Annotated in this window: 12 protein-coding genes and 1 pseudogene; 12 read left to right on the forward strand and 1 reads right to left on the reverse strand. The window is 47.1% G+C overall.

All coding sequences use genetic code 11. The features are described 5' to 3' along the window. Positions 1-27: 27 nt before the first annotated feature. From DWY84_RS06010 to DWY84_RS06065, 12 genes and pseudogenes are all read left to right on the forward strand, one after another. Positions 28-111: pseudogene (locus DWY84_RS06010) on the forward strand (Maff2 family protein); the annotation flags it as partial. 25 nt (positions 112-136) lie between these two features. Next, positions 137-1,003: a VirB6/TrbL-like conjugal transfer protein, CD1112 family gene (locus DWY84_RS06015; protein ID WP_002304374.1), complete on the forward strand. Its 867-nt coding sequence runs from the start codon at positions 137-139 to the stop codon at positions 1,001-1,003. A 17-nt stretch (positions 1,004-1,020) separates the two neighbouring features. Next, a complete protein-coding gene (locus DWY84_RS06020) occupies positions 1,021-1,455 on the forward strand; it encodes a PrgI family protein (protein WP_002304375.1) in 435 nt (144 codons plus the stop codon). Continuing rightward, positions 1,415-3,802, forward strand: a complete 2,388-nt coding sequence (locus DWY84_RS06025; protein WP_002588967.1) for a VirB4-like conjugal transfer ATPase, CD1110 family — start codon at positions 1,415-1,417, stop codon at positions 3,800-3,802. The genes DWY84_RS06020 and DWY84_RS06025 overlap by 41 nt, the downstream gene beginning before the upstream one ends. A 3-nt stretch (positions 3,803-3,805) precedes the next feature. Continuing rightward, a complete protein-coding gene (locus DWY84_RS06030; RefSeq protein WP_002304377.1) occupies positions 3,806-5,542 on the forward strand; it encodes a C40 family peptidase in 1,737 nt (578 codons plus the stop codon). Positions 5,543-5,556: 14 nt separating this feature from the next. Further along, positions 5,557-5,814, forward strand: coding sequence for a DUF4315 family protein (locus DWY84_RS06035; protein WP_002304378.1), 258 nt, complete (start codon positions 5,557-5,559; stop codon positions 5,812-5,814). Further along, positions 5,804-6,487, forward strand: coding sequence for a DUF4366 domain-containing protein (locus DWY84_RS06040; RefSeq protein WP_002578950.1), 684 nt, complete (start codon positions 5,804-5,806; stop codon positions 6,485-6,487). Before DWY84_RS06035 ends, DWY84_RS06040 begins: the two co-directional genes overlap by 11 nt. A gap of 151 nt (positions 6,488-6,638) precedes the next feature. Then, positions 6,639-7,871, forward strand: coding sequence for an ATP-binding protein (locus tag DWY84_RS06045; RefSeq protein ID WP_117458726.1), 1,233 nt, complete (start codon positions 6,639-6,641; stop codon positions 7,869-7,871). A 177-nt stretch (positions 7,872-8,048) separates the two neighbouring features. After that, positions 8,049-10,124, forward strand: coding sequence for a DNA topoisomerase 3 (locus tag DWY84_RS06050; protein ID WP_002578949.1), 2,076 nt, complete (start codon positions 8,049-8,051; stop codon positions 10,122-10,124). Next, positions 10,121-10,966: an LPD16 domain-containing protein gene (locus DWY84_RS06055; protein WP_002304387.1), complete on the forward strand. Its 846-nt coding sequence runs from the start codon at positions 10,121-10,123 to the stop codon at positions 10,964-10,966. The genes DWY84_RS06050 and DWY84_RS06055 overlap by 4 nt, the downstream gene beginning before the upstream one ends. Positions 10,967-10,979: 13 nt before the next feature. Then, positions 10,980-11,576, forward strand: a complete 597-nt coding sequence (locus DWY84_RS06060) for a YodL domain-containing protein (RefSeq protein WP_002304389.1) — start codon at positions 10,980-10,982, stop codon at positions 11,574-11,576. Continuing rightward, positions 11,573-11,779: a transposon-transfer assisting family protein gene (locus tag DWY84_RS06065; protein WP_002578948.1), complete on the forward strand. Its 207-nt coding sequence runs from the start codon at positions 11,573-11,575 to the stop codon at positions 11,777-11,779. The genes DWY84_RS06060 and DWY84_RS06065 overlap by 4 nt, the downstream gene beginning before the upstream one ends. 48 nt (positions 11,780-11,827) lie before the next feature. On the opposite strand, the gene DWY84_RS17710 is transcribed toward DWY84_RS06065, so the two are convergent. Beyond that, a complete protein-coding gene (locus DWY84_RS17710) occupies positions 11,828-12,421 on the reverse strand; it encodes a hypothetical protein (protein ID WP_021386789.1) in 594 nt (197 codons plus the stop codon). Positions 12,422-12,492: the final 71 nt, after the last annotated feature.

The raw sequence follows: 12,492 nt of genomic DNA on the forward strand, positions 1-12,492 counted from the left end.
CATCGAGCAGAGTTTTACACCTAATTGGGGATAAAACAGCTCATGGCTGGCGGCGGTGTTGCCCTCATCGGCACCACCCTTGTACCTCTGCTCTCCGGACTGTTCGGTTAATCACAAAACAAGGAGGTAATCGCCTTTGGACAGCATACTCCAACAGATCACAGACTGGCTGAAAGAAATGCTCGTTTCAGCTATTATGGGAAATCTGTCGGGGATGTTTGAGTCCGTCAACAACCAGGTTGGCGAGATAGCAACCTCCGTTGGCATGACCCCGGCGAATTTTTCGCCGGGTGTCTTTGCCATGGTACGAAACATCTCCGAGTCAGTGATTATCCCAATCGCAGGCTTGATTCTGACCTTCATTGCCTGTTATGAGCTAATTCAGATGATTATTGACCACAACAATCTGGCAAATTTTGAAACCTGGATCTTCTTCAAATGGGTGTTCAAGACTTTTGTTGCGGTCATGTTAATCACAAACACATTCAATATCACGATGGCTGTGTTTGATGTGACACAGCACGTTATAAACGCAAGCGCCGGTATCATATCCGGAAATACTGCCATAGATGCTTCGGCATTGGAAACAATGGAAGAAACGCTGATGGCAATGGATTTGGGTCCTTTGCTCGGCTTGTTCCTGCAATCCTTTATCGTGCAGGTCACGATGTCCGCTTTGGCAATCATCATCTTTGTGATCGTCTACGGTCGAATGATTGAAATTTATCTGATGGTCAGCCTTGCCCCGATTCCGCTTTCCACTTTTGGAAACAGAGAACAGAGCAATATCGGACAGAATTATCTGCGTTCGCTGTTTGCAATCGGATTCCAGGGATTCCTGATTATGATCTGCGTGGGCATTTATGCGGTGCTGATTCAGTCTATCGCATTCAGTGATGACATCATCGGTTCTATCTGGGGTGTTATGGGCTACACCGTCCTTTTGTGCTTCACCCTGTTTAAGACTGGTTCGCTTGCGAAGGGTGTATTCAGCGCTCACTAAGGGAAGGAGGAAATTGTTTGGCAGCGTATATTCCCGTACCTCGTGACCTGACGAGGGTAAAAACAAAAGTGTTCTTCAATCTGACGAAACGGCAGTTACTTTGCTTTGGTGCGGCGGCGCTCATCGGAGTGCCGATTTTCTTTCTGGTCAAAGCAACCGGAAATGTGAGCCTTGCAGCACTGTCCATGATGATCGTCATGTTACCGTTGTTCTTTCTGGCAATGTATGAAAAGGATAGTCAGCCGTTGGAAGTGGTTGTAGAACACTTCATTCAGACCAAATTCGTTCGTCCCAAGGTTCGCCCTTATCAGACGGACAACTATTATGACGCTTTGATGCGTCAGTACAAACTGGAAAAGGAGGTTGAACGAATTGTTTTTCAAAAAGAAGCCACAGGCAAGAAACATCAAAATGCCTGCAAATCTGAATCGGAAGCAGCAGCGAGAAATTAAAGCTGTTGTGGAACGGGCAAAGAAGGACAACGGTATTCCGCAGACTGCACAGCAGTCCATTCCCTTTCAGAGAATGTTCCCGGATGGCATCTGCCGTGTCACTGACAGTTATTACACCAAGACCATTCAGTTTCAGGACATCAACTATCAGCTGGCACAGCAGGAAGATAAGACTGCCATCTTCGATGAGTGGTGCAGTTTCCTGAATTTCTTTGACAGCTCCATTCACTTTGAGCTTTCCTTTATGAACCTGAGTACCGATGCTGAAAGCTTTGAAAAGAGTATCCGTATCCCGTTCAAGAAGGACAGCTTCAATCCCGTCCGTGCCGAGTATAGCCAGATGCTGAAAAAGCAGTTGGCGCAGGGCAACAACGGCTTGACCAAAACCAAGTACCTGACATTCGGCATTGAAGCCGAATCCATGCGGCAGGCAAAGCCGAGACTCAACCATATCGAAAACGATCTGCTCAATAACTTTCGGCGTTTGGGTGTCATTGCCACTACCATGAACGGCAAAGAGCGGCTGCATCTGATGCACTCTATGTTCCACATGGGTGATAATGATAAGTTCTTCTTCGATTGGAAGTATCTTGTGGAATCCGGGCTGTCCGTAAAGGACTTCATTGCTCCGACGGCGTTTGCCTTTAAGACCAACCGCACCTTCCAGATGGGCAGTATCTTCGGTTCGATGTCTTATCTGGCAATTACGGCATCAGACCTGTCTGATCGTATGCTGGCGGATTTTCTGGATATGGAATCCACGCAGATCGTGACCATGCACATCCAGTCGGTTGACCAGACTGCGGCGATTAAGACCATCAAGAGAATCATCACCGAGCTTGACCGTTCCAAAATCGAGGAACAGAAAAAGGCTGTGCGTTCTGGCTATGACATGGACATTATCCCATCTGACCTTGCTACCTATGGTAAAGATGCGAAGTCACTTCTGAAAGAATTGCAGAGCCAGAATGAGCGAATGTTCATGGTGACATTTCTGGTGCTGAACACCGGGCGCACCGAGCAGGAACTGGAGAACAATGTGTTCCAGGCACAGAGCATCGCCCAGAAGCATAACTGCAATCTGCGTCGTTTGGATTTTCAGCAGGAATCCGGACTGATGAGCAGCCTGCCTTTGGCACAAAACCTGATTGAGATTCGTCGTGGCCTGACTACCAGTTCCACGGCTATTTTTGTGCCTTTCACCACGCAGGAGCTGTTCCAGAATGGTGGAGAAACGCTCTATTACGGGCTGAATGCTCTGTCGAACAACCTTATCATGGTGGACAGAAAGAAGCTCAAGAACCCCAACGGACTGATTCTGGGTACTCCCGGTTCCGGTAAATCCTTTTCCGCAAAGCGTGAAATCACCAATGCGTTCCTGGTTACGGATGACGATATTATCATCTGCGACCCCGAAGCGGAATATGCGGCTCTGGTTCACAAGTTCAATGGTCAGGTGGTAAAAATCAGCTCCTCCAGTACCAACTATATCAACCCTATGGACATCAACCTGAACTACTCTGAGGATGACAACCCGGTAGCACTGAAAGCTGATTTTATCCTGTCCCTCTGTGAGTTGATTATGGGCAGTAAGGATGGCTTGCAGCCTATCGAAAAGACGGTTATCGACCGTTGTGTGCATCAGATTTACCAGAGATATTTCGACAATCCTGCCCCTGAGAATATGCCGATCCTTGAGGATTTGTATGATGCCCTTCTGAAACAGGACGAAAAGGAAGCCCACCATGTAGCGACCGCCTTGGAAATCTATGTTAAGGGTTCTCTGAAACTGTTTAACAACAGAACCAATGTGGATATTCAGAATCGTCTGGTGTGCTTCGACATTAAGGAGCTGGGCAATCAGCTGAAAAAAATCGGTATGCTGATCGTTCAGGATCAGGTCTGGGGGCGTGTAACTGCCAACCGTTCTGCCGGTAAATCGACCAGATATTATATTGACGAGTTCCATCTGCTTCTGAAGGAAGAACAGACGGCAACCTATTCCGTAGAAATCTGGAAGCGATTCCGTAAATGGGGCGGCTTGCCGACCGGTATTACTCAGAATGTCAAAGACCTGCTTCGTTCCCCGGAGATTGCCAACATCCTCGAAAACTCTGATTTCATCTATATGCTGAATCAGGCAAGCGATGACCGAAGTATTCTGGCACAGCGGTTGAACATTTCGCCGCATCAGCTGTCCTATGTAACCAACTCCGGTGAGGGCGAAGGACTTCTGTTCTATGGCAATGTGATTCTGCCGTTCATTGACCGATTCCCGACAGATCTGGAACTGTATCGCATTATGACCACGAAGTTAAACGAGGTGGCACAGGAAAAGGAGGCGTAATGTATGGCGAAAAGACCTACACGACTCCGTTTTACCGAAGATGACCTTGCAGATTCTCATGTGAAGAAAGCTGCCGACCGTGCAGATAAGGCGGTTGATAGGGCTGAAAAAGCGGCAGACAAATTGGCTTCTAAAAAGGCAAAGCCGAAGCTAAAGCTGGAAACAGATGCAGCCGGTTCCCGTAAAGCAAAGCTCCGTTTTGAAAAAGCGGAGTTTACGGAAATCGAGCGCCCATCTGTGGCAAAGCACATGGCAAGCCGTGGTGCCGCAGTCACGCTCACATCCAAAGCACATCGGGCGGTGTCAGAATATGAGGATGATAATATCGGCGTTCAGGCTGTGCAGGAAACGACCAAGGCTGTTGAATCCACTGTCTATACCGTCGATCATGCCGTTTACAGTCACAAGCTGAAAGCCTACGACAAGGCGGAAAAGCTGGTTGAGAAGTCAGATAAAGCAAATGTAAATGCCCTGTATGAGAAGTTCAAAAAGGACAACCCCGATGCCGGTTCCAATCCCTTTTCCCGTTGGCAACAGAAAAGGGCAATCAAGAAAGAATATGCTGCCGCCAAAGCCGGTAAGAATACCGCTTCGACAACGGCTTCTGCATCTAAGGGTGCAGGCAAGGCAACGGGCAAAGCAGCTCAGGGAGCCAAGAACATCACAGAAAGAGTAACGGAGTTCTGCACCACACACTCTAAAACGATTCTGTTTGTTTTGATTGCCGGACTGCTTTTTATGATACTCTCAGGGATGTTCTCGTCTTGTTCGGCTATGTTCCAAGGCGGCACACAGATCATTCTGGGAACTTCTTTTACTGCAAAAGAGGAAGATATTATTGGTGCGGACAATGATTACAAGGCTTTGGAAGCTGCGCTCCGCAATAAAATCAATAATATCGAGCGTACTCATAGCGGATATGACGAGTACCGGTATGACCTTGATGAAATCAACCACAATCCTTATGAGCTGGCGGCGTATTTGACGGTGAAGTTTGAGGATTACACCAGAGATGAGGTGCAGGCTACCCTGCAATGGCTATTTGAGCAACAATATGAGCTGACCCTGACGGAAGTAGTAGAGATTCGTACACGAACAACATCTTCTACTGATCCCGAAACGGGAGAGACAACAACAGAGGAAGAAGATTACGAATATTATATTCTGAATGTGAAGCTCAGAAATAAGGGCTTGAACAGTGTGATTTCAAATTCCGGCTTGTCGGAAGATGATATGGAGCGATATAGAATTTTGCTTCAGACAAGGGGCAACAGACCGGATATTTTCGGAAATGACATTTACGCCACCCCTGGCGGCGAGTACACCGATTATGATATTCCGGGCGAAGCGCTGACAGACACAAGATTTGCCAATATGATTCGGGAAGCTGAAAAATATCTGGGATACCCGTATGTGTGGGGCGGCAGCAGCCCGTCTACCTCCTTTGACTGCTCCGGATTTGTTTCCTATGTAATCAATCACTGCGGAAACGGTTGGAGTGTTGGTCGTTTGACCGCAAACGGTTTGATGGGCGTATGCGACATTATCCCGAAAAGCTCTGCCAAACCGGGAGATTTGATTTTCTTCCAAGGCACTTATGATACCTCCGGTGCATCACACGTTGGTATCTATGTTGGCAATGGTATGATGATCCACTGCGGAAACCCCATTTCCTACGCTTCTATCGAATCGAATTACTGGCAACAGCATTTTTACTGCTTCGGCAGAATCAGAAACTAAAGGAGGGATGGCGATTGAGTGCCAAGTTAGACAGAATAGGTGCAGACCTTGAAAAAGCCCGTAAGAAACGGGCAGAATGGGATGCTAAGGTGAAAGACCTGGAACGCAGATACCGTGAGGAGGAAAATTCCGAAATCCATGAGATGGTTCATGCTGCGAACCTGAATCCCGAACAGCTTTCCGAGCTGCTCCGTATGTTTGCTGCGGATATGGCTCCGAAGCCTGATACGATCAATACTATGAATGAGGAGGAAACGCAGAATGAGATTTAAGAAAATTGGAGCCGCATTGCTGGCGTGTGCAATGTGTTTTGGCGTGTTTTCTACAACGGCATTTGCCTATGTAGATGAAAGCGTAGCGACTGAAGAACCTGCGGTCGAAGAAAAAGTTCCCGAAACAGAGCCGGAGGAGCCGATGCTACCGCTTACTCCCGACGGCAATCTGACTTTGGTTGATGACGCTGGCTCGCCTACGAAAAGCGGAAAGCAGTTCATTACCGCTGTAACCAAAAACGGAAACTACTTCTATATCATCATTGACCGTGATGATAAGGGCGAGGAAACCGTGCATTTTCTGAATCAGGTGGATGAAGCCGACCTGCTCAAGCTGATGGACGAGGAAGAAGTTGCAGAGTTCACCAAGCCGGTTGAGGAAACAAAGCCGGAAGTAGTTGAAACAGTTCCTGAAATTACAGAACCGACACCGGAGGAAAAGCCGAAATCCACAAATATGCTCCCGGCGATTCTTACTCTGATTGTGCTTGCCTGTGGTGGTGGATTCTTCGTATTTAAGAAAGTCCAGGAAAAGAAGAAGGCACAGGAAGCGGCAAAGCCTGACCCAGATGCTGATTATGTGGACGATGACGAGGACTATGGGTACGATCCGGAGTTTGAGGACGACGATGAAGATAGCTCCGTCGATGAAGATGATAATGAACCTGTGTAAACAGGATAGGCTTGATGCCTGGGGCAGCCTTCGGGTTGCCTTTACATAGTTTCCGCTTTCAAAAAATAAAAAAATTTGCGTTTTTGAAAGTGACATCTTGCATATACTATTAGCAGACAGTATAATAAGTACAGCGAAGCGGTTTCGAGAAATGAAAAAATTTCAATTTTTGAAAGCGGGTGACTATATGAAAACAATCACGAGAGCAAAATATCTCGATAGAATCATTGAACTGAATGGTACTCCTGACATCAAGATCATCACGGGCATTCGTCGATCTGGTAAGTCCAAATTGATGCAGGCGTATATTGCGTATCTGAAAAGCAATTTTGAAAACATCAATATTATCTTCATCGACTTCATGGATTTGGCGTATGAAGAAATCAAGGAATACCATGCCTTACACGCCTATGTGGAAGAACATTATCAGGAAGGAAAAACGAACTACCTGTTTGTAGACGAGGTTCAGATGTGTCCCAAGTTTGAGTTGGCAATCAATAGCCTGTACTCTAAGGGAAAATACGACATCTATGTAACAGGCTCTAATGCTTTCCTGTTGAGTGCAGATCTGGCAACTCTGTTTACCGGACGCTATATTGAAATTCATGTGTTTCCTTTCAGCTTCCAGGAATATTGCCAGTATTATGATGATATTAGTGACAAAGATAAGCTCTTTGATGAGTACGCTATCAAGGGCGGTTTAGCAGGTTCCTATGCTTATAGAACCGAAAAAGACAGAACAAACTATATCAAAGAGGTCTACGAAACGATTGTTACAAGGGATTTGGTACAGAAATATACTCTCCCGGACACTTTGGTTTTACAACGTCTGAGCGAGTTCCTTATGGATAATATCAGCAACCTGACTTCTCCGAATAAGGTCAGTCAGCTACTGACAGCAAATGAGACTCCAACCAATCATGTAACCGTCGGCAAGTACATTAAGTATTTGTGCAATGCTTTTGTATTTTATGATATTAAGAGATATGACATCCGAGGTAAGAAATACCTTGAAAGCTCTGAAAAGTTCTATTTGTGTGACAGCGGTATTCGATATGCAATACTGGGAAGCAGAAATATAGACTATGGCAGAGTATATGAAAACGTTGTTTGTATCGAGCTTCTTCGCCGTGGATATGATGTCTATGTCGGCAAGCTCTATCAAAAGGAAATCGACTTTGTTGCTCAGAGAGGTAGCGAAAAGATTTATATTCAGGTCAGCGACAACATTTCCGGGCAGGAAACATTTGAGAGAGAATGCTCTCCTCTGCTTCAGATTCGAGACGCTTATCCGAAAATGATTATTGCCAGAACCAAACATCCCCAATATAGCTATGAAGGAATCGAAATTCACGATATAGCCGATTGGTTGCTACAAGAATAAGCAAGGTGAAATATCTCCGTCATTCTCTTTTGAAATGATGGAGATATTTTTATTATGACGGAGATTGTAGAACAGAAAATTGTATCAGGTTGCAAAAATCCTTTCCGAACTTTTTACATAGCAGTCATGCACTACGGTGTGTGGCTGCTTATTTTTTTGTGAAAGGAGCAGATGCAAATGAAATTAGTTTTGGCTGAAAAGCCTTCGGTTGCACAGAGTATTGCCAAAGTGTTAGGTGCTGCCAAGCGTGAGGATGGCTACTTAGAGGGAAACGGATATGTGGTCAGCTGGTGTGTAGGGCATTTGGTGGAGCTGGCACAGCCGGAAGTCTATGATGCGAAGTACAGCAAATGGGCTTATGCAGACCTTCCTATCTTCCCGATGGACTGGCAGTATGAGGTTTCTGCCGGTACGAAAAAACAGTTTGGGATTCTGAAAAAGCTCATGGCCAGAGAAGATGTTGCGAGTCTTGTGTGTGCAACAGATGCCGGTCGTGAGGGCGAGCTGATCTTTCGGTTGGTGTACCACAAAGCCGGGTGCAGAAAGCCGTTTGAGCGGCTTTGGATTTCCTCGATGGAAGATGTAGCAATCAAGGAGGGCTTTGAAAATCTCAGGTCTGGAACGGAATATGATGCTTTGTATGAAGCAGCACTGTGTCGAGAACGAGCCGACTGGATTGTTGGTATTAACGCTACTCGACTTTTTTCGACCCTTTACGGGCAGACCCTGAATGTTGGTCGTGTTATGACCCCTACCCTTGCTATGGCTGTTATGCGAGAAGCTGCCATTTCCGCATTCAAGCCTGAACTGTTCTACACAGTTCAGATTGGATTGGATGGTTTTACGGCTGCAAGCGAACGCTTCAAAACCAAGGCAGCAGCCGAAGCTGTCAAACAAAGCTGTTCGGTGGCAATCGTTCAGAAAGCTGAATGTAAGGAGAAAACAGAAAAGCCGCCTGCGCTCTATGACCTGACCAGTTTACAGAGAGAAGCCAACCGTGTGCTTGGCTACACGGCACAGCAGACCTTGGACTACACGCAGAACCTCTATGAAAAGAAACTGGTCACTTATCCCCGTACCGACAGCAGGTTTCTGACGGAAGATATGGCACATAGCCTGACCGACCTCGTAAAGCTGGCTTTCCACACATTCCCCGTGGAGGATGTGGATAACATACCAGTTCATGCAGAGCAGGTTGTGAATAACAAAAAGGTCACAGATCACCATGCCATCATTCCGACCAGAGAATTGCAGAAATGCAATCTGAGCGAACTTCCCAAGGGTGAACTTGCAATTTTGCAACTGATCTCGAATCGGTTGTGCGTAGCTGTTGGCGATCCGCACCGATACGCAGAGACAGTTATTGAGCTGGACTGTGGCGGTACCGTGTTTTCCACCAAAGGCAAAACTGTTGTGCAGGATGGATGGAAAGCTCTGGTTCAGAAAAATGATTCGACAAAATCCGACGAAAACGTGCAGACACTCCCTTCTGTTTCCGTTGGTGACGAAATGACCGTCAGCGGCACGGAAATCAAGGAAGGGAAAACATCTCCCCCTAAACACTTTACCGAGGATACTCTGCTTTCTGCTATGGAAACTGCCGGTGCGGACGAAATGCCTGATGAGGTGGAGCGCAAAGGTTTGGGAACGCCTGCGACCCGTGCCGGTATCATTGAGAAGCTGGTTCGCATCGGTTTTCTGGAGCGTAAGGGTGATAAGAAAACCAAACACCTGATTCCGACCCACAAGGGTACGGCTCTGGTAACAGTCATGCCGGAACAGATTCAGTCCCCATCCATGACGGCGGATTGGGAAGAAAAATTGTTGCTCATTGAGAAAGGCGAATATGCCAGCGAGGACTTTATGGACGAGATCAAAGATGTGATTGCCGGTCTGATTCAGAACTATGAAGTAATCCGTGATTCCGAGGTTATGATGTCGAAAGAAGCCAATTCTATCGGCAAATGCCCGCTCTGCGGCAGTGCTGTAGAGGACAAAGCCAAGGCATTTTTCTGTTCCAACAGAGCTTGCAAATTTGCCCTCTGGAAAAACAATCGCTACTTTGCGAGCATCGGCAAGAGCATGACTTCTGCCACGGCGCAGAAATTGCTTGGTTCCGGCAAGGTAAAGCTCAAGAATTGCAAGTCCGAAAGAACGGGCAACACCTTTGATGCCACCGTCTTTATGGAGGTATCAGATGATGGCAAAACGAAGTTCAGTATGGAATTTGAAAATGGAGGAAAGCGCAAATGACAAATGAGTACAACCCGGATGGTAAGGAAATCCGATTTATCGACAGCCATTATAAGGATTTGTTTCATATCCCCGATGGCAGCTGTGTGCAGATTCACTACCCGGATGAAATGGTTGTGAAGCCCTGCACCTTCATTGACGAGTATCATACGCAGATCGGATACAATGTGTTTCATATCTGCCAGTTTGCAGAAATTATGGAGCGCAACGGCGCAAGCTATATGCCGGAGCCTGAGATTATGGGCGATGAAGCCGCATGGAAGGTCGGAAAGGATAGAATCCTTGCGGTGCAGACCTGCGAAGATGGTTACGACTACACCCTGTTGGATGAAAACTACAACGAGATTGATGGCGGTCAGGTTGATAACCCTGAACTGTCCATGCTCGAAGTCCGCCGGGATATTCTGGAATCCTTCGGGCTGGAGCGCCGGGAACTGCGGGCAATGTTCTATGAGGATGTCATGGAGCAGGCTTTTGAAGTCGGCAGACAGGCGGTGGTGGTCAATGACCCTATCGCTGAGCTTGCTTTTAAGCTCGACCGTTTTGCAGAGAACTTCGACCCCTATGAATATATGGATCAGGTCGATGATGTGCAGGCGCATATCCAAGAAATCAAGGCAGATCTTGCCGCTGGTAATACGGCTCCGTATCGTGAGTTCCTGAATACAGCCATTGAAGAAGCCCGTGAGGAAACTGCGGTTGAGGTTGCCAAAGTGCTGAAAAGTCAGCTGGATAAGCTCGACTCTCCGAAGCGTGAGTCGGTCATGGAAAAACTGGCACAGGCCGCAGAAAAAGCTGCGCCTGCCAGTCCCTCTCCCAAACGCAAAGAGCCTGAACGATAAGGAGGACACGGATATGAAAAACGAAAAATGGGATGATGTTCACGGAAATACCACCCCGGATGACAGAATGGTTGCTTTTCTGGAAAGCCCCACGGATTCCTATGCGATTCTTCAGCTGCGGGAAGATGTAGACGATAATATCCCGCTCATGTTTGCAAATTACAGCTACCTTCAGAAGAAAGAAATGGAGCCTGAGATTGACCGTTACGAGGTGGTCTATCATGGCTCCATTTCTATGTCCGAGGATGTGAATCGGCAGCTGGAAGATTTGTATGTAAAGTTCAATATTGACCACCCGGATGATTTCCGTGGTCACAGTATGTCGGTCAGCGACATCGTAGCCTTAAAGGTAGTCGGTGAGGTATCCTTTCACTATGTAGATTCTGTTGGGTTTCAGAAGCTGGAAAACTTTATGAAGTCCGAAAACTACCTGAAAAACGCAGAGATGGCAATGGAAGATGATTATGGGATGATTGACGGTATCATCAATAACGGAAAAGCGTCCGGATTAGAGGAACGTCCTTCGGTGTTGGAGCAGTTAAAGGAAAAGCCCGTGCCGGATGTTTCCCATAAGCCGCCCAAGAGCCACCCGGAAAGGGAGATTGAATGATGGATTTCACACAGGATGAGCGGAACATGATGATGCTTTACAGCCCTGGCACAAGGTCAGGGCTGTGTGAAGCACTGACACTGATGAAGGAACAGCTTTCGGAGGACGAGTCAGAGCTTTTTGCTTTGGCAGACTCGGTTCTCCGTAAAGTTTCAGCCATGGACGATGCCGCCTTTGAGAAGCTGAACCTTTATCCGGATTGATAGGATTGGAGGGATACAATGAACGCAAAAGAGCGATTTTATTCCGGATTAGCAAAAGAAACGATTGGGAAAATCACCTCGAACACAGATAACTGGACTTCGTTTTTGAGAACGATGTCCCGCAACTATGAGTTCACCTATCCGGAACAGGTGATGATTTATGCTCAGCGCCCCAATGCGACCTTTTGCAAGCCCTATGAGGACTGGAACGCTGAAAATTACCGCAGATATGTAAAGCGTGGCTCTACCGGCATTGCTCTGTTTGTGATGAACAGGGATAAACCGTATCTGCGCTATGTGTTTGATGTGGCGGATACCGGCGTTCGCCGTTCTTCCCCGGAACTGAAACCGTGGGAGGTGACGCCTGAAAACCGCTCCTATGTCATGGAAGCGATGGAGCGTACCTTCGGTGTTGCCGCTGACGGGGTACTGGAAGCACAGCTTGAAGATATTGCATCCGCACTGGCGGCTGAGTATTGGGACGATTACAAAAAGCAGTTCCTCGACATCGTTGCCAACAGCTTCCTTGAGGAGTATGATGAACTCAACATCGAAGTAGCTTTCAAAAATGCGGTGGCAAACAGCGTATCCTATACGATGTATTGCCGGTTCGTGGAAAGTCCCGACAACTACTTCGAGCATGAGGATTTCCAGAAGGTGTTTGATTTTAACACCAGACAGACGGTAAATGCCCTTGGTACTGCGGTGAATGC

Source organism: Clostridium sp. AF27-2AA (genome assembly GCF_003478505.1).
Lineage (GTDB): Bacteria > Bacillota > Clostridia > Lachnospirales > Lachnospiraceae > Brotaphodocola.